This is a genomic window from Roseateles saccharophilus, from assembly GCF_004342485.1.
Classification (GTDB): domain Bacteria; phylum Pseudomonadota; class Gammaproteobacteria; order Burkholderiales; family Burkholderiaceae_C; genus Pelomonas; species Pelomonas saccharophila.
Map to the genome: position 1 here is coordinate 80,525 of NZ_SMBU01000017.1, position 19,243 is coordinate 99,767.

The window sequence follows — 19,243 nt, forward strand, 5'->3', positions numbered from 1 at the left end:
GCATGACCCGCGCCTACACTCGTGGCACTGCCTGCCCCGCCCATGAACGACAAGCTGCCTCCTGCGAAGAAAGCGCCTTCAACGCGCCCCGACGGCGTCGTCACGCTGGAACAGGTGGCGGAGCTGGCCGGCGTGTCGCCGAGCACGGTGTCGCGCATCCTGAACGGCACCGCCGCCGTCAGCCAGGCGAAGAAGGACGCGGTGCAGGCCGCCATCCGCGAGCTGGGCTTCCGGCCCAACCCGGTGGCGCGCGGCCTGGCCGGCGGGCGCACGCTATCCATCGGCGTCGTCACGCAGATCATCTCCAGCCCCTTCTACGGCGAGGCCCTGCTCGGCATCGAGCGCGAGCTCGAACGCGCCGGCTATGTGCCGCTGTTCGTGTCCGGCAACTGGCATGAGGACGACGAGCGCAAGGCCATCGAGACCCTGCTGTCGCGGCGCGTGGACGGCGTCATCGTGCTGGCCGGCCGGCTCTCCGACGCCGAGCTGAGCCGGGTCGCCGACAGCCTGCCCATGGTCGTCGTCGGCCGCCAGCTGAGCGGCCCGCAGCTCTACAGCTTCAGCTTCGACAACCGCGCCGGCGCCCGCGCCGCCACCCAGCACCTCATCGATCAGGGCCACCGCCGCATCGCCTTCATCGCCGGCGACCTGCTGCACGACGACGCCGTCGAGCGCCAGAACGGCTATCTCGATGCGCTGGCCGCGGCCGGCATCGCCGCCGACCCCAGCCTCGTCGTGCAGAGCGACTACACCGAGGCCGGCGGCATGCTGGCCGTCAGCCGCCTGCTGGAGCGCGACACCCATTTCACGGCGCTGTTCGCCTCCAACGACCAGATGGCCATCGGCGCCTGCCTGGGCCTGCACCGGCGCAACCTGCGCGTGCCCGACGACGTGTCGCTGGTGGGCTTCGACGACCTCATCATGGCGCGCTACGCGATGCCGCCGCTGACCACCGTGCGCCAGTCGGTCTACGAGATCGGCGCCGAGGCCGCCACCGCCATGCTGGCCCTGCTCGGCGGCGGCAAGCCGCACGTGGAGCTGCCACCGCCCGAGCTGGTGGTACGCGAGAGCACGCGGCGCATGCAGCGCTGAACCCCGGCGAGCCCGGCCGGAGGTCCGGCCGCCCACCCACTGTTGCGCGGCCCGGGAAAACCATGTGGCCGATCACGAAGCCGGGCCGGATGATTTGATGAAAGCGCTTTCATAGCTTTCAGCGCTATATCGCTTTTCAACCCCGAACAACCCCTAGCCGGCTCGAATTCGCGGTTCCGCCCCGACAGGAGCGGCCCTGCGGCCCGATCCGGCCACGGCGAAGTCGGCAGCAATCCCCAAGGCCCGCGTTGCCCGCGTACCGCAGACCAAGGGTGTTGCCTAGGTTGAAAGCGCTGCCAATGACGTATTCTTGAAAGCGCTTTCAGTCCTTCAGTGGACACCCACGACAAGATCACAACTCTGGAGACACGTGAATGAGACAGCCTCGCCCTGCCCTTCGCCTCACAAGCCTGGCCGCCGCCAGCGGCCTGCTGTTCGCCGGCGCCGCAGCCCATGCGCAGGCCACCGCCCCGGCCGCCGCAGCCAGCGCGCCCCAGGCCCAGCAGCTTGAAACCGTCGTCGTCACCGGCATCCGCAAGAGCCTGGAGACCTCGGTCAATCTGAAGCGCTCGGCCTCCGGCCTGGTGGACGGCATCGTGGCCGAAGACATCGGCAAGTTCCCCGACACCAACCTCGCCGAGGCCATGTCGCGCATCAGCGGCGTGTCCATCGACCGCAGCAACGGTGAAGGTACCAAGGTCACCGTGCGCGGCATGGGCCCCGACTTCAACCTGGTGCTGCTCAACGGCCGCCAGATGCCCGGCTCCAACGTCGACGGCACCGCGCCCAGCTCGCGCTCCTTCGACTTTTCCAACCTCGCGGCCGAAGGCGTCGCGGCCCTGGAGGTCTACAAGACCAGCAAGGCCAGCACGCCGACCGGCGGCATGGGCGCGACGATCAACATCCGCACGCCCCGCCCCTTCGACAGCAAGGAAACCATCGCCAGCGTCGGCGTGAAGATGGTGCACGACACCACGGCGCGCAACCTGCCCGCCGAGGAACAGGGCAAGAGCCTGACGCCCGAGCTGTCAGGCATCTACAGCACCCAGTTCGCCGACGGCATGTTCGGCATCGCGCTGATCGGCAGCTACCAGGAGCGCGACTCGGGCTACAACGCGTCCGCGGCCAACAATGGCTGGCACACCTTCAAGGGCAGCGACAGCGGCTGGGGCCCGCTGCCCAACCCGGCGCCCGAAGTGAAGAACCGCCCGCAGGCCGGCGACATCTACAACGTGCCGCAATCGCTGAACTACGCCTTCACCGGCATCCACCGCGAGCGCACCAATGGCCAGTTGGTGTTCCAGTTCCGCCCCGTGAAGGACCTGGTCGGCACGCTGGACTACACGATGTCGGAGCAGAAGTTCCGCCAGAAGCGCAACGACATCTCGGCCTGGTTCAACTTCGGCGGCCAGTTCGGCGAATACACGCCGGGCCCGATCGCCACGCCCCTGGTCTACGGCGAGCACATGAGCGGCCAGGACGTCGCCATGGGCACCTCGCGCACCTCCACCAGCAACAAGAACCGGTCGCTGGGCCTGAACCTGAAGTGGAAGGCGACGGACGCGCTGAGCTTCGAGCTGGACGCCCACCACTCCACCGCCACCTCGGGCGCGGACGACCCGCTGGGCACCAGCGTCACGCTGGGCACGGCCTCCTTCAACCGCGGCGACACCTCGGTGGACTTCAGCAACAAGTTCCCGGTGCTGTCCATCGCCAACGCACCGCTGGACCCGTCGCTGCAGGAACTGCAAGGCTCCGTCTTCGGCAACAGCTACCAGCGCAACGAAATCAACCAGGCCCAGACGCACGGCAAGTGGAAGATCGACGGCGACAGCAGCCTGGACTTCGGCATCAGCCTGACCGACGTGAAGAACCGCTCGGCCTACACCAACGTGCAGCGCAACACCTGGGGCCACAACGCCGGCTCGCCCGGCGGCCCGGCCGACATGCCCGACAACATCTGGCACGCCGACTCCATCAGCAAGTACTTCAGCAACGTGCCGGGCCACGACAGCACCAAGCTCTACAACCAGTTCTTCTATTTCAACTTCGATGACGTGCGCAACGCCGCCATCAAGGCCCTGGGCACCAACCTGCCCTATCTGGCGTCCTTCGACTTCGACAACTCGCAGAACTACGCCGCCAAGCTGGCCGGCCTGCCCAACGTCGGCTACGACTTCAAGGACTACCGCACGACGGAGAAGTCGCGCTCGCTCTACCTGCAATACAACCGCAGCTGGGATTGGGGCGTGCCCATGGACGCCTCGGTCGGCGCGCGCTACGAGAGCACCCGCGTGACCTCGCCGACCAACCAGTCCATCCCGGCCACGGTGGAATGGGCCTCGACGAACGAGCTGTCCATCAAGTCGGGCGGTGCCAGCACCTCCTTCGTCGGCACGGGCAAGTACAGCTATGTGCTGCCTTCGATCGACCTCAGCGCCGACGTGATGCCCGACACCAAGCTGCGCCTGAGCTACGGCGAAACCATCGGCCGCCCGGGCTGGGCCGACATCCAGGGCAGCATCAACCTGAACAACCCGGCGCGCATCGACGGCAACGTGGGCAGCTCCGGCAACCCCAACCTGAAGCCGTTGCACTCGAAGAACTTCGACTTCTCGGCCGAGCACTACTACGCCAAGGGCAGCTACATCTCCGCCGCCTATTTCCGCAAGGACCTGACCAACTACATCGAGGACGTCGCCGTCTCCGCGACCCCCTTCAACCTGCACACCCCGGTGGGCAGCGCGATGTACAACGAGGCGCTCAGCAAGGGTGGCTGCGGCGCCACCGACTCGGCCTGCGTGCGCAACTACATCTTCACGAACTACCCGAACGCGGCCGGCGTGAACGTGGGCACCCAGACCATCGTGGGCCAGCCGGGTGACCCACTGCTGGTCTTCAAGATGGCCAGCAAGGCCAACAGCAGCCGCAAGGCCAGCCTCAACGGCATCGAGCTGAACGCCCAGCACAGCTTCGCCAACGGCCTGGGCTTCTCGGCCAACTACACCCATGTGAAGTCGGCCGCGGCCTACCAGGACGGCATCCCGGGCTCGCAGTTCGCGATCGACGGCCTGGGCGACTCCGGCAACCTGGTGGGCTTCTACGAGGACACGACCTACAGCGCCCGTCTGGCCTACAACTGGCGCGGAAAATACCTGCTGCAGCACTTCCCGGGCACGGACGGCGCCCAGCCGCTCTACGTCGAGCAGCGCGGCCAGCTGGACATGAGCCTGGGCTACAACTTCGACAAGCACCTGTCGCTGCAGCTCGAAGGCATCAACCTGACCGACGCCATCGTCCGCACCCATATGCGGGCCGAGCAGCAGATCGGCTCGGTGACACAGCTGGGCCGCCGCTACATGATCGGGGCGCGGTACAAGTTCTGAGCGGCCCCTGCCGCCTGCCGGCGGCAGGGCATCAGGAACCGGCTGGTTCGGCGGCGCCCGACCTCTCGCGCGCCGTCCTTGTTCGCCGCATTGGCGAGGCCGCGCGAGCGGCCCTTTTTGTTTGAACCTGGATCCGGCAGTGGACGACAGACTTCGCGACGTGGTGGTACTCGGCGGCGGCTCGGCCGGCTGGCTGGTGGCCGCCCTGCTGGCCGCCGTGCATGGCGGCCAGCAGGGCGGGCTGCGCGTCACGCTGGTCGAGTCGAGCGAGGCCCCGCCCATTGGCGTCGGCGAGGGCACCTGGCCGGGCATGCGCGACACGCTGCGCCGCATCGGCCTCTCGGAGGCCGACTTCGCGCGCCGCTGCCAGGTGTCGTTCAAGCAAGGTTCGCGCTTCGACGGCTGGCTGCACGGCGGCGACGGCGCCCAGGGCGACCGCTACTACCACCCCTTCATGCTGCCGGTCGGCTTCGGCGACGCCGACCTCGTGGCCGCCTGGCTGGCCACCCGGCCGGAGCAGGCTTTCGCCGACGCCGTGAGCCCCAGCGTGCAGGTCTGCGAGGCCGGCCTGGCGCCCAAGCAGGTGCAGACGCCCGAGTTCGGCGCCGTCGCCAACTACGCCTACCACTTCGACGCCGGCCTGTTCGGCCAGGTCCTGCGCGAGCACGCCACGGCCCGCCTCGGCGTGCGCCATGTCGTCGACCATGTCGACGATGTGCTGAGCCACGAGAACGGCGACATCGCCGCGCTGCAAACCCGCGCGCACGGCGCCATCGCGGCCGGGCTCTTCATCGACTGCTCCGGTCTCGCCGCGCGCCTCATCGGCCAGCACTTCGGCATGCCGCTGAGGAGCGAGCGCGAGGTGCTGTTCAACGACGCCGCGCTCGCGCTGCAGGTGCCCTACGCCCGGCCTGACGCGCCGCTGCCCTCCTGCACCATCGCCACCGCCTGGGCCAAGGGCTGGATCTGGGACATCGGCCTGCCGGCGCGGCGCGGCGTCGGCGCGGTGTTCTCCCGCACCCATGCCGGCGAGGACGAGGCCCTGGCCGCACTGCAGGCCTACCTGAACGCCACAGGCGCCCCGGCCGAGCGCCCCGCGCCGCGGCTGATCCGCTTCGAGCCCGGCTACCGCGAGCGCTTCTGGGTGCGCAACTGCGTCGCCATCGGCCTGTCCTCGGGCTTCATCGAGCCACTGGAGGCCTCGGCCTTGGCGCTGGTGGAGCTGTCCGCCGCGCGGCTGTGCGACGAGCTGCCGATGCGGCGCGCGACGATGGACGGCGCGGCGCGGCGCTTCAACGACGATTTCGGCTACCGCTGGGCCCGCGTCATCGACTTCCTGAAACTGCACTACGCGCTCAGCAGCCGCCAGGACGAGCCAGGCAGCGACTACTGGCGCGCCCACCGCGACCCGGCCACCTGGCCCGAGCGCCTGCGCGAGCAGCTCGCCGCCTGGCAGCTGCGCCCGCCCGCGCGACACGACTTCGGCCGCATCGACGAGGTATTCCCCGCGGCCAGCTACCAGTACGTGCTCTATGGCATGGGTTTCCGCCCGCACGCCCAACCCCTGCCCGCCCCCAAACTACAGGCCGCCCAGGCCTGCTTCGACGAGGCGGCCCGCCAGGCCCGCCGCTTCCTTTCCGGGCTGCCGGGCCACCGCAGCCTGATCGACCATCTCCACCGCCAAGCCTGAGCCCGATGACCCGCCCCGCCCTGCTCGACAACGTCACCCATCGCCACCTGCGCCTGCACACCGGGCGCTCCGCCGCCCTGGGCGACGCGCGCCAGTCGGCGCTGGCCCTGCCGGCCGAGTTCCGCCAGCTGCAGGCGCATTTCCCCATCATCTTCCAGCATATCGGCGGCCAAGACGGCAGCGGCGGCTTCCAGCCCATCGCACTGTTCGGCCTCGAGGAGGGGCAGAACCTCTTCCTGAGCGATGCCGGCTGGGATGCGCCCGTCGTGCCGATGGCGCTGCAACGCGACCCCTTCATGATCGGCCGCAACGGCGACAGCCTGCAGCTGCACATCGACATGGACAGCCCGCGCATCGTGCGGCCCGAGGAGGGCGAAGTCGGCACCGCCGTCTTCCTGCCCCACGGTGGCCACAGCGAATACCTGGACCATGTCGTCAGCCTGCTCGAGCACCTGCATGCCCACGCCCAGCACCTGCCCGCCTTCATCGAGGCACTGACGCGCCACCAGTTGCTGGAGCCCTTCGTCTTCGACGTCGAATCCGCGGACTGCGAGCAGACCCGCTTGTCAGGCCTATTCACCATCCACGAGGAGCGCCTGGCCGCGCTGCCCGGCGACGCGCTGGAGCGGCTGCAGCGCGAGGGCCATCTGCTGCCGATCTACATGCAGCTCGCTTCGCTGGCCCACTTCCACGATCTGGTCGAACGCCAGAACCGCACGCAATGAGCCCACCCCCTACCGGCTTCGCCGGCCCCCTCAAGGGGGCGCCGCTGGTGGCCCGGCAAAGCCGGCTCCACGGCGGCCGCTGGATGGAGCAGGGCTGATGCGTACCGTGCCCATTTGGGACGAACCGTTCGACCCGAACGACCTGCCCGATGAGCTGCTGACCGCGGTGCGCCCCTATGTCGTGCGCGGCGGCTTCGCGCACTGGCCGGTTGTGCGCGCGGCGCGCCAGTCCGACGCGGCCCTGGCCCGCTACCTGACGGGCTTCTACAACGGCGTGCACGTCGGCCTGTTCCAGCTGCCGCCCGAGGCGCGCGGCCGCGCCTTCTATGCCGACGAGGCCTTGAGCCGCTTCAACTTCACGCGCCACGTCGCCACGCTGGACCAGGTGCTCACCGGCCTGCTCGGCCTGGCCGCCACCGCCGAGCCGCCCGCCCTCTACGTCGGCTCGACGACGGTCGAGGCCGTGCTGCCGGGCTTCCTCGACGCGAACCGCCTGGCCCTGGGCGCGCGCGACTCGCTGGTCAGCCTGTGGCTGGGCAACCGCAGCCGCGTCGCCGCCCACTACGACCTGCCGGACAACCTCGCCGTCGTCGCCGCCGGCCGGCGCCGCTTCACGCTGTTCGCGCCCGAGCAGATCCACAACCTCTACATGGGCCCGCTGGAGCCCACGCCGGCCGGCCAGCCCATCAGCCTGGTGGACTTCGCCGCGCCGGATTTCGAACGTTTCCCGCGCTTCGCGCAGGCGCTGCAGGCCGCCGAGGTGGCCGAGCTCGGCCCCGGCGACGCCCTCTTCATCCCCAGCATGTGGTTCCACCACATCGAGGGGCTGGAGGCCGTCAACCTGCTGATCAACGCCTGGTGGCGCCAGACGCCCGATCACATGGACTCGCCGCTGAGCGCCCTGCAGCTGGCGCTGATGACCATCCGCAATCTTCCGGACCAGGAACGCCGCATCTGGCAGCGCCACTTCCAGCACTTCGTCTTCGAGGCCGACGCCTGCACCTGGGCCCACGTCCCCTCGGCCGCCCGCGGCCTGCTGGAGCTGGCCGACGAAACCACCTCGCGCCGGGCCCGCGCGCAACTTCTGAGCCAATTGAAACGATGAACACGCCCACGACGAACCCCATGCGCCGCATCGTCATCGCCGGCGGCGGCACTGCCGGCTGGATGATGGCCGCGCTGATGAGCAAGCTGCTCGGCCGCCAGCTCGACATCAAGCTGATCGAGTCCGAGGAGATCGGCACCGTCGGCGTCGGCGAGGCCACCATCCCCGCGCTGCTGACCTATCACAACCTGCTCGGCATCAACGAGGCCGAGTTCATGGCGGCCACCAATGCCACCTTCAAGCTCGGCATCAGCTTCGAGGGCTGGAAGAACATCGGCGAGAACTACTTCCACTCCTTCGGCAGCACCGGCACCGACCACTGGAGCGCCGGCTTCCAGCACTTCTGGCTGAAGGGCCGGGCCGAGGGCATCGCCAAGGCCTACACCGACTACAACCCCGAAACGGTCGCCGCCCACGCCAACCGTTTCGCCCACCTGCCGCGCAACGGCCTGAACTACGCCTACCACCTCGACGCCGGCCGCTACGCCAAATACCTGCGCGCGATGAGCGAGGGCTACGGCGTGCAGCGCATCGAAGGCCGGATCGCCGCCGTGCTGCAGGACGGTCCCGGCGGCAAGGCCGGCGACATCACCGCGCTGCAGATGCAGGACGGCTCACGCATCGATGGCGACCTCTTCATCGACTGCACAGGCTTTCGCTCGATGCTGCTCGGCGAGACCCTGGGCGTGGGCTACGAGGACTGGTCCTACTGGCTGCCCTGCGACCGCGCCGTGGCCGTGCAGACGGCCTCGGTGCGCGAGGCCTGGCCCTACACGCGCTCCATCGCCCACCCCTTCGGCTGGCAATGGCGCATCCCGCTGCAGAACCGCGTCGGCAACGGCCTGGTCTACAGCAGTAGGGAACTCAGCGACGCGAACGCGCCCGAGCTTCTGACGAAGAACGTCGAAGGCGAGCTGCTGATCCAGCCGCGGGTGCTGAAGTTCCTGCCGGGCCAGCGCGACAAGGTCTGGGAGCGCAACTGCATCGCCGTGGGCCTGGCCAGCGGCTTCGTCGAGCCGCTGGAGTCCACCAGCATCCACCTGATCCAGCGCTCGGCCATCCGGCTGATGCAGCTCTTCCCGGGCGGCGGCATCAACCCGGCCGATGTCGACGAGTTCAACCTGCAGTCCAGGCGCGAGCTGGAGCACATCCGCGACTTCATCGTCGCCCACTATCACATCAACGAGCGCAGCGACTCCGCGCTGTGGCGGCATGTGCGCGAGATGGAGATCCCCGCCTCGCTGCGCCACCGCATCGAGCTGTTCCGCGAAAGCGCCCGCGTGTTCCGCCCCAGCGACGAGCTGTTCGGCGAGAACTCCTGGGTCCAGGTCATGATGGGCCAGGGCATCCTGCCGCGCAGCCACCACCCGGTGGCCGACCTGATGGGCCGGCCGGAGCTGAGCAACTTCCTCGGCGACATCCAGCTCAAGGTCGCGCGCACCGTGGCCGGCCTGCCCGGCCACCAGGCCTATGTCGAGCAACTGTGCGCACCCTACCGCCATGCGACGACGGCGCAACTGGCTGCGACGCCGCTGCGGGCTTGAAAGCCCCACGCCCGGCCCGACATTTGCGGTAGACCGACAATCGCGCCCATCATGAAGCTCAACCACACGATCCAGGCCCGCATCAACACTTGAGGCGTCTTCGACCGTGTTCGGAAGGCGCACCGCCTTCCGGTCAAACCAACCCCGGCAGGCCCGCACCTCCCGGGGTTTTGTTTTTCTGATCCAAGTTCAACCATGCGCACCTTCGACAAGCTGATCGCCACGATTCCCGAGCGCCGGAGCGCGGCTTCGCTGCGCCTGCGCTTCGGCGTCCTGCCTTTGCGCCAGCCCTGAACGGTGGTTTCCGCCGCGGGCTGGCAACAGTCACCGCATCAGGAATCCACCATGAACTCGAACAACTTCCGCAACCTGCGCAACATCGGCGTCATCGCTCACGTCGACGCCGGCAAGACCACCACCACCGAACGCATCCTGTTCTACACGGGCGAGAACCATCGCATCGGCGACGTCGACGACGGCAGCACGACGATGGACTTCGACCCCCAGGAACGCCAGCGGGGCATCACCATCCACAGCGCGGCCACGACCGTGCACTGGCAGGGCACGCAGATCAACCTGATCGACACGCCCGGACACATCGACTTCAACCTCGAGGTGCGCCGCTCGCTGCGCGTGCTCGACGGCGCCGTCGTCGTCTTCGACGGCGTGGCCGGCGTCGAACCCCAGACCGAGACCAACTGGCGCCTCGCGGACGAGTACCGCGTGCCGCGCCTGGCCTTCGTCAACAAGCTGGACCGCATCGGCTCGGACTTCGCCCGCGTCGTGTCGATGATGCAGGAACGCCTGGCCGTGCGCGCGCTGCCGCTGCAGCTGCCCATCGGCGCGGAAGGCGACTTCCGCGGCGTGGTGGACCTGCTGACGCTGCAGGCCCTGGTCTGGGACCGCGACGACGCGTCGGCGCCGCCGCGCATCGAGGCCGTCCCGCCCGAGCTGCTGGCTGCGGCCCAGGCCGCCCGGGCGCGCCTGGTCGAGGCCGCCGCCGAACAGGACGACGCGCTGCTGGACGCCTGGCTGCGCGGCGCCGAGCTGCCGCTGGACGGGCTGCGCGCGGCACTGCGCCGCGGCACCCTCGCGGGCGCCTTCGTGCCCGTGCTTGCCGGCTCGGCCTTCCGCAACCGCGGCGTCGAACCGCTGCTGGACGCCGTCGTCGCCTACCTGCCTGCACCCGGTGAAGCACCCGGCGCGCTGGACACGCACGGCCCGCTGTCCGCCCTCGCCTTCAAGCTGACCGCCGACGATCACGGCGCGATGGTCTTCGTGCGCGTCTACAGCGGCACGCTGAAGCGCGGCGACACGGTCTTCAACGCCAGCACCGGCAAGGCCGAGCGCGTTGCCCGCCTGTACGAAATCCATGCGGACCGCCGCGTCGAGCGCGACGAACTCGTCGCGGGCGACATCGCCGGCGTCGTCGGCCTGAAGGACGTGCTGACCGGCCACACGCTGGCCTCCGCCAAGGACGCGCCCCTGCTGGAAAGCATCGTCGTGCCCGAGGCCGTCATCGACGTCGCCATCGAGCCCCGCAAGCAGCTCGATGCCGCGGCCCTCGCCAAGGGCCTCTCCGTGCTCGTGCGCGAGGACCCCAGCCTGCGCCTGCGCCAGGATGCCGACTCGGGCCAGACCCTGCTGTCCGGCATGGGCGAGCTGCAGCTCGAGGTGGCGGTCGAGAAGCTGCGCGCACGCTTCGGCATCGAGGTGCAGGTCGGCCGGCCCCAGGTCGCCTACCGCGAGACCATCGCGCAGGCGGCCGAGGTGCAGCACCTGCACCGCAAGCAGAGCGGCGGCCCCGGCCAGTTCGCCGAGCTGACGCTGCGCATCGCGCCGCTGCCGCGCGGCGAAGGCTTCCGCTTCGCGAACACCGTGGTGGGCGGCGCGATCCCGCGCGAGTTCATCCCGGCGGTCGAGGCCGGCATCCGCCGCACCGCGCTGGCCGGCCCCTTCGCCGGACATCCGCTGGTGGACTTCGAGGCGGTGCTCGTCGACGGCAGCCACCACGTGCGCGACTCGTCGGCGCTGGCCTTCGAGCTGGCGGCGGCGGCGGCGCTGCGCGAGGCTGTTCTGAAGGCGGCGCCCGTGGTGCTGGAGCCGCTGATGGCCGTCGAGGTCATCACGCCGGCGGACTACCTGGGCGACGTCATCGGCGACCTGCTGCGCCGGCGCGGCCATGTGCAGGGCCAGGACGCGCGCGGCAACGCGGTCGTCGTGACGGCCCATGTGCCGCTGGCGCAGATGTTCGGCTACATCGGCCAGCTGCGCGCGCTCAGCTCGGGCCGCGCGCAGTTCACGATGCAGCTGCACCACTACGCCGAGGTGCCGGCGCGCGCTGCGCTGGCGGCGTGAGCCTGGAGCGGGAGGCGGGCCGACGGAGGTCTGCCTCCCGCCTGTTCGGGCGCTCGCCTGGCCGGTGGCGGGCGACGCTCCGCTTTGCCAGCGATTGGCGCCGTTGGACGCCAGCCGCCGGCGTCGGCGACCCCGCGTCAGGCCTCGCTGCTCGAAAACTCCAGGTCGCCAATCTTGAAGTCGCCCCCTCCGGCCTCGAGTCGGTATTTGGTGAGGTCCCTGACGAGCGTCATCAACTGCTCGTCCTCCACCCCCGCCTTGGGCGCAGCGACGACGACGTCCTTGCCGAGGGCCGCTTTCAGCTCCCACTTGGCGACCTTCACGAGAGATTCGTTTGGCTTGATCCTCTCGTCGTCAGCGATGCTGCACGCCATCAGGAACACGTGGAAGCTGTCCGTGTCCGGGCTCACCTCCGCGTAGGGTTCCAGGCTCTGAAAGCATGCGCCCCAGTCCGCGCGGTTTCCTGGTGCGATCTCCCGCACGCGCGGCGCCTTGCCGCCGCCTCCCGGCTCCAGCCCCAGGAGCTTGCGCCCTTCCAGAACCTTGGAGTCGTCTCGATCGCTCATGTCGAAGCAGCCGATCCGGCCCAAGCCGACATTCATCGAGTTCGTGCCGCCATGGCCGTACACAACCAGCGTGTCGATGGTCGCATGGGTGTCGGCGCAGTGCTTGGCGATGTACTTGACCATCGAGTTGACCGAACTGCACATGAGCACCCTGGCAGTTGGGATGGCCTTCACCGCGACGATGATCTTTTGAACGATCTTGCGGTTGGCGTTCGCGTCTTGCAGCAGATCCTTGGAAAGTCCTTCCTGCGCCCAATCCTTGAACTTGTATTTGTTGAGTGCGTTGAACCGCCCTTTGTAGAAGTCATCCTTGTCGAGGCCCTGGCCTTTCCAAGGCGACTTGTCGGTCACCTCAGGGAAGGCCTTGAGCCGGGTGCCGTCGGCGTCCAGGACATCCCTTTGCTTGAAGCCCAGCACGCCGGCCCCGTTCTCGACTGCGACGAATGCAACCATCATGGCCTCCTCGTTTGCGACGGCAGTGACGCTATCAGCAGAGGGGCCGGCGCGGTGCGATCAAGGGGCCATTTGTCGCTGGCAAGCCCTAGGTTGAGGTCATCCCTAACCTGGTATCTGGATGTCGACAATACCCGCACGGCAACTCTGGCGCATGGCTGCTCGCGCGGCGCCCAATACGCAGCGGGCCCGCCCCCTTTTCCTCGACACGTCGCACGGAGGTCAACGAGTTCGTCGTCGATGAGTCCACGGGGCGCAGCGGCAGCCCCCGCCCTCGCGGCCTTCAATTCCTGCCGCCTCCCGACAGCCCGGAGCAAGCCTCCAGCAAGCTTGGACTCCCCCGCGAGTCGGGTGGTGGACGCTGCTCGTGGACCCCGGCGGCGCATACTGGCCCGCGGGTGCCGCGTCGATGCGCTGCCCGCTTTTCGCGGATGGGTGCCAGGGCATGGGAGGCGTTGACGCCTGACGCAAGCCCCTCCGATCTGCGATCTCCGATCAAACTGCTCTCGGAGGCAGACATGGGTGGGATGCGACTTGCTCGCGGCGTGTTCGCCGCGCTGGGCCTGGTGATGTTCGGCGCGCTCGCGGCGCCACCCGACGGCCAGCAGGCGCCCAACCCGAACTTCGTCGCCAACCCCCATCCCTTCGGCCTGGCAGGCAAGCCCCATGTACTGCCGATGCGGGCACCCGGGTATTTCGCGGCGCCGCGCTCCGCCCCTGCCGGCGCCCACCTCACCTACTACGGCGGGCGCGTCGTCTCCAATATGCAGGTGGTCCAGGTGCTGTGGGGCACGGGCTCCTATCTGGCCCAGGTGCAGAACACCACCACCCCGAGCATGGCCAGCTTCTACCAGCAAGCGCTGAACAGCACCTATGTCGACTGGCTGTCGGAGTACAACACCAGCGGGCTCGCGGCGCCCACCTCGAACCAGGTCATCGGCCGCGGCTCCTTCCTGGGCCAGTACATCATCACGCCCTCCGTCACCAGCGCCACGGTCGACGACACGCAGATCCAGGCGGAGTTGAGCAGCCAGATCGCCGCCGGCCATCTGCCGGCACCGACCACGGACGCCGCCGGCAACGCCAACACCTATTACGCGGTCTACTTCCCGGCCGGCAAGACCATCACCCAAGGCGGCAGCAGCTCATGCGTCTCGGGTGGCTTCTGTGCCTACCACGGCACCGTGGCGTCCGCGACCGCGGAACTGCTGTACGGCGTGCATCCGGACATGCAGCCGGGCTCCGGCTGCTCGACGGGCTGCGGCTCCGCTTTGACGACCTTCGCCAACCAGACCTCGGTCGCCTCCCACGAAATGGTCGAGACCATCACCGACGCCGAGGTGGGGCTGGCAACCGTGGTCGGCCTGCCGCTGGCCTGGTACGACACGACCAACGGCGAGATCGGCGACATCTGCAATGCCCAGCAGGGCAGCTTCCTGGGCAATGACGGCTTCACCTACACGGTGCAGCTGGAGTTCTCCAACCTGCAGAACAACTGCGTCGTCTCGTCCACCACCGCGACCGACTTCAGCATCTCGGCCAGCCCGGCCTCGGTGAGCATCGTGGCCGGCGGCTCGACCACCAGCACGATCTCGACCAAGGTGACTGCCGGCACGGCCGGCACCGTCAACCTGACCGTCTCCGGCGCCCCGGCGGGCGTGACTGCAAGCTTGAGCCCGACGTCGGTCGGCGCCGGCAACAGCGCGATCCTGACACTGAGCTCCACCGCAGCAGCCGCGGCGGGCACCTATTCCATCGTCGTCAATGGCATCGAGGGCTCGGCCAGCCACTCGACGACCGTCTCGCTGACCATCACCGGCGCGTCGCAGGACTTCAGCCTGTCGGCCAGCCCTGCCTCGGCCTCCGTGGCCTCGGGCGGATCGACCAGCAGCACCATCTCGACGGCAGTGACCACGGGCAGCGCCGGCACGGTGGCCCTGGGCGTGTCCGGCGTGCCCAGCGGTGCGACGGCCTCGCTGAGCCCGACCTCGGTCACGGCCGGCGGCAGCTCGACGCTGAGCGTCAACACAGGCACAGCCGCGGCGGGCAGCTACACGCTGACGGTGACCGGCGTGGAAGGCAGCAAGACCCATTCGACCTCCTTCGCGCTGACGATCACCAGCCTGCCCGACTTCAGCATCGCCGCCAGCCCGGCCTCGGCAACCGTGGCGGCGGGCGGCTCGGCCAGCAGCAGCATCTCCACGGCGGTGACCGCGGGCAGTGCCGCCACGGTGTCGCTGTCCGTCTCCGGCCTGCCCGGCGGCGCCACGGCCGGGCTGAGCCCCCCCTCGGTCACGGCCGGCGGCAGCTCGACGCTGACCGTCAATGCGGGAACCGCCGCGCCGGGCAGCTACACGCTGACGGTGACGGGCGTGGAAGGCACCAAGACCCATTCGACCGCCTTCGTACTGACCATCGCCAGCCCGCCGGACTTCAGCATTGCCGCCAGTCCGTCGTCCCTGGCCCTGGCGGCGGGCGGATCGGGCAGCAGCACGATCTCGACCGCCGTCACCGCGGGCAGCGCCGCGACCGTGGCGCTGGCGATCTCGGGCCTGCCCAGCGGCGCCACCGGCTCGCTCAGCCCCGCGTCGGTGACGGCGGGGAGCAGTTCGACGCTGACCGTGAACGCCGGCACTGCCGCGCCGGGCAGCTACACCGTCAGCGTGACGGGCACCGAAGGTGCCGCAAGCCATTCGACCAGCGTGACCGTGACCATCGGCGGCATCGTCAACGGCGGCTTCGAGACCGGAACCCTGTCCGGCTGGACGCCATCTGGCGCGGCCAACACGGTCGTCAGCGCCGGCTGCAACACCGGCAGCTACTGCGCCCAGATCGGTGCCACCACGCCCAGCAACGGCAATAGTTCGCTGGCCCAGACCTTCGTTGTGCCCAGCGGCAAGACCTCGCTCAGCCTCTTCTACAAGGTGAGCTGCCCGGCGGTGGCCAGCAGGTACGACGGCGTGACCATCACGCTGGCCGACCTCACGCGCGGCAGGACCTCCACCCTGCTCTCACGCACCTGCACCAACACCGGCGCCTTCGCCGCGGTGACGGGGCGGGTCACGGCGGGGCACAACTACACGCTGACCGTCACGACGGTCGACAGCCACAAGGCCCAGCTGGACCTGGTCTACACCCTGCTCGACGACGTCGCCCTGCTGCCATGAAACCGCTGGCCGCCGTACTGCTGGCTGCCGCCCTCGCGCTCGCCGCGGGCGGCGCAGCGGCCCAGCCCAGCTGCGGCGACCTCGTAGCGGCCTACGAGGCGGAACTCGCACTATCCCAGCGCTGCGAGGTCGGGGCACCCGACGCCTGCGGCGCGACGCGCCCCCGGACACCGCAGGACGCCTGCCGCTGCCAGGTCGCCGTGAACCCGGCCCGCACGGCGGAACTGGACCGGCTGCTGGCGCAGTTCGACACGCAGGCCTGCCCGCGCAAGCCGCTCGTCTGCAATCGCGCCTGCACGAAGCCGGCGAGAGCCTGCGCGGCCGCCCCGGGGGCTGCGCCCAGCTGCGCGGGGCGCTGAGGCGCAGGTCCGGTTTTCAGGGCCCGACGGGCACGAAGGCGAGCAGCGGGTCGTCGGTGAGGGCCACGACGACGAGGCCGTCCGCCGTGAATGCGGTCTGCCCGCCTTTCAGGCCCTGGCCGCTGAACTTGTAGCCGCGCAGGAAGGCGCCGTTGGCCGCGTGCAGCCAGAAGTCGTAGGTCCCGTTAGAACTTTGCGCGCCACACAGCACGCGGCCGTCGATCGCGACCGCCACGTTGTTCGGGTAGGCACTGCCTCCCGGCAGGTCGCCGATGTAGCTGCCGGTCGCCCCGTCGTTCACACCGCAGAAGTAGCCGTTCTGTGTGCCGCCGCCGTTGGCCGAGTAGACGCGGCTGCCGTCGGGGCTGATCGTCATGTACGAAGTGCCGCCGCGGTAGCTGTAGCTGACATAAGCGCCGGTCTTCTTCAGGAGCACGCCGCCCGACATCTGCGAGTAATCCATGGTGGTGATCGGGTTCCAGCCGTAGACGCGGCTGCCATCGATCGTGGCCACCTGCGCGCCGGCAACACCGGAGTTGCCGAGGCTTTGCGCCTGGCGGTAGGCCGTGCCATCGCTGAGCAGCACGAAGTCCTCCCCGTTTGCGCGCACGGGCACCAGGGCCGTGCCCTGGTCCACCGCGTTGTCGAGCTTCCAGAGCGTGCCGGCGGTCCCCGCGTCCAGATCGATCACCGCCATCTGCTTGTTGGCCCTGTCCAGCGCGTACAGCTTGCTGCCGTCGTGGGAGAGACCCATGGCGCCCAGCGAGGCGGCCACGTTGTTGAAACTGCCAATCTTCTGCGCGGTATAGGCGTTGTAGACGTCGATGGTCGAGCCGCCGCTGTGCGCGTATGCATAGGGTCGCATGCGGTCGGCAATGATCCAGGTGTAGCCCTGCGCGACCTTGGCGATGCTGGTCAGGCCACTGGCACTCTTCCAGATCGCGACGCGGATGCGGGCCGGGGTAATCTGGCTGCCGGTGCCGGGGCTCACCGTCACCGTGGCGTAGCTGACGGTCTCGGCAGGCAGGGAAGCCGGATTCGCGCTCAGGGTGAGGGTGCTGGTGCCGCCGGTCGTGCCGCTGCCGGTAACGGCCAGCCACGAGGCGTCGGAAGCGGCCGTCCAGTCAACGGCGCCGCCGTAGTTGTCGGCAATCGTCAGCGTGCGCGAAAGCACGCTGCCCGTCGGTGAACTTGCGAAGCCGACGCTCCACATCGAGGCCAGCAGCTTGCGCTGATCGGCGTTCAGATTGACGGTGATCGGCAGAGTCGTCGTGTCGCCGTTGATCTTGGCCGTCACGTTCACGACGGCCGAATACGAGCCGGCCGAGACGGCACCAACCAGCGGCTTCACCGTGACCGGCGTGCCCGCCTGCGACACGGTGCCGCTCATCGTCGTGCTCGACAGCCAGCTTGGCAGACCCGTGAGCGTGTAGGGCCAGCCGTTGCTACCGGTATTGAGGCTGACGTTGAGCGATTGCGCCGTCGTCAGGTCGCGTCCGTAGGTACCGCCCAGCGTCACCGAATTGGCCGGCGCCGACAGCGTGGGCGCCGTCAGTGTGAGCTTGGATGTGACCGTCTTGTTGGCGAGGCCGGTGGCGGTGAGGGTCACGTCGGCGCTGTAGCTGCCGCTGGCCAGGCTGCCCACGCTCGGATTGGGCTGCAGCGTGACCGAAGCCGGGGTCGTGCCACTGAGCACGGACATCGACATCCAGGGCGCGGAGACCGAGCCTTGCCAGGCCATGGGCACGCCGTTGTCGATGGCGAAGGCCAGCGTCTGCGCGGGGATAGGCGCCCCGTTCACGGCCGCGAAACTGGGCACGCCCGAGCTGATCAGGAAGCCGGGCGCCAACACGGTAAGCGAGAACGGCACGGTGGCCTTCTGGCCATCGCTGGAGGTCACCAGGACGTTGCCGGCGTAGCTGCCCAGCGCCAGGGCCTGCGTGGCGTAGCTCACGGTGAGCGAGTTGCCGGTGCCGCTCGTCGCGGACAGCTGCAGCCAGGCGGCATCGGCCGCGGCGGTCCAGCTCGAGCCGCCGCCGCTGACGCCGATGCTGACCGAGCCCGCCAGGTTGCCGCCCTGGTGCGAGGTCAGCGTGGTGGTGGTGGCCGCCGTGGCCTGCAGCGGCGCGTTGGCCACGGTGATGTCGTAGGGCAGCGCGACGGGCGAACCCGGGATCTGCGTGGCGCAGCCGGAGTCCTTACACAGCTGCACCTGCCAACTGCCCTGGTAGTGGCCGGCGGCCAGGTTCGGCGAGGTGTAGACGGTGGCAGACATGGTCGTGCTGTCCACCGCGGCGAGTGACACGGTCGAGGTGATGACGTGGTTGGGGTCGACGATGAAGACGTAGAGCTGACCACTGAACTGCGAGGGGTCCCTCGCCGTGGCGCGTACCGTGAGGCTGGTGGAATGGCCCACCTGTACGTTGCCGGTCAAGATCGAGGGGTTGAAGCTCACGGCGCTGGTGTTCCCGCCTCCGCCACCTCCTCCGCCACCGCCGCCGCATGCAACCAACCCCAGGGCCAGCATCAGGCCCCAGATCGCATTCATCACCCGCATTGTTCGTTCCGTCCCTGTTTGTTTCTGCTTCTTTGAAGCGGGCGGATGTTAGCCAGGCGACGCACCTCCCACGGGCAGGCGGGGTGTGCGATATCACCGATTTTCCTACCCTGTTATTTCAGCGGCACGCAAGGTCCGTCTCAGACCTTGAGAGCATCCCAGGCCCATGACCGCGCCCGGCGTTCGCGAAGAAACGATGGTGTTGTTGCGCTACAAGGCGAACGGCAGCGCCGTCATGACC

General features: G+C 69.0%; 11 protein-coding genes. 9 read left to right on the plus strand and 2 right to left on the minus strand.

Features of this window, described 5'->3' with window-relative positions:
• The first annotated feature begins 42 nt into the window (after positions 1-42).
• The 7 genes from EV671_RS15115 (at position 43) to fusA (ending at position 11,900) form a co-directional block, all read left to right on the plus strand.
• Positions 43-1,092 carry a LacI family DNA-binding transcriptional regulator gene (locus EV671_RS15115; RefSeq protein ID WP_132573155.1) on the plus strand — a complete coding sequence of 350 codons (1,050 nt, stop codon included), beginning with the start codon at positions 43-45 and terminating at the stop codon, positions 1,090-1,092.
• 374 nt (positions 1,093-1,466) lie between these two features.
• Positions 1,467-4,478 carry a TonB-dependent receptor gene (locus EV671_RS15120; protein WP_132573157.1) on the plus strand — a complete coding sequence of 1,004 codons (3,012 nt, stop codon included), beginning with the start codon at positions 1,467-1,469 and terminating at the stop codon, positions 4,476-4,478.
• A 139-nt stretch (positions 4,479-4,617) separates the two neighbouring features.
• Complete coding sequence (locus EV671_RS15125) at positions 4,618-6,168, plus strand: tryptophan halogenase family protein (protein WP_132573159.1); 1,551 nt, start codon at positions 4,618-4,620, stop codon at positions 6,166-6,168.
• A gap of 5 nt (positions 6,169-6,173) precedes the next feature.
• On the plus strand, positions 6,174-6,893 hold the full coding sequence (locus tag EV671_RS15130) for a SapC family protein (protein ID WP_132573161.1): 720 nt from the start codon (positions 6,174-6,176) through the stop codon (positions 6,891-6,893).
• 97 nt (positions 6,894-6,990) lie between these two features.
• Positions 6,991-7,998, plus strand: coding sequence for a cupin-like domain-containing protein (locus EV671_RS15135; RefSeq protein WP_132573163.1), 1,008 nt, complete (start codon positions 6,991-6,993; stop codon positions 7,996-7,998).
• On the plus strand, positions 7,995-9,542 hold the full coding sequence (locus tag EV671_RS15140) for a tryptophan halogenase family protein (RefSeq protein ID WP_243655746.1): 1,548 nt from the start codon (positions 7,995-7,997) through the stop codon (positions 9,540-9,542). Before EV671_RS15135 ends, EV671_RS15140 begins: the two co-directional genes overlap by 4 nt.
• Before the next feature lie 345 nt (positions 9,543-9,887).
• A complete protein-coding gene (gene fusA, locus EV671_RS15145) occupies positions 9,888-11,900 on the plus strand; it encodes an elongation factor G (RefSeq protein ID WP_132573165.1) in 2,013 nt (670 codons plus the stop codon).
• Positions 11,901-12,037: 137 nt separating this feature from the next.
• Here fusA and EV671_RS15150 read toward each other — a convergent pair whose 3' ends face one another.
• Positions 12,038-12,919, minus strand: coding sequence for a hypothetical protein (locus EV671_RS15150; protein ID WP_132573167.1), 882 nt, complete (start codon positions 12,917-12,919; stop codon positions 12,038-12,040).
• A 527-nt stretch (positions 12,920-13,446) separates the two neighbouring features.
• Between EV671_RS15150 and EV671_RS15155 the strand changes: the two genes are divergently transcribed.
• Complete coding sequence (locus EV671_RS15155) at positions 13,447-16,086, plus strand: beta strand repeat-containing protein (RefSeq protein ID WP_132573169.1); 2,640 nt, start codon at positions 13,447-13,449, stop codon at positions 16,084-16,086.
• The gene (locus EV671_RS15160) at positions 16,083-16,445 is read left to right on the plus strand and encodes a hypothetical protein (protein ID WP_132573171.1); all 363 of its coding nucleotides are present in this window, start codon (positions 16,083-16,085) and stop codon (positions 16,443-16,445) included. Before EV671_RS15155 ends, EV671_RS15160 begins: the two co-directional genes overlap by 4 nt.
• A 16-nt stretch (positions 16,446-16,461) precedes the next feature.
• On the opposite strand, the gene EV671_RS15165 is transcribed toward EV671_RS15160, so the two are convergent.
• The gene (locus EV671_RS15165; protein ID WP_132573173.1) at positions 16,462-18,993 is read right to left on the minus strand and encodes a BACON domain-containing protein; all 2,532 of its coding nucleotides are present in this window, start codon (positions 18,991-18,993) and stop codon (positions 16,462-16,464) included.
• Between the last annotated feature and the right edge of the window lie 250 nt (positions 18,994-19,243).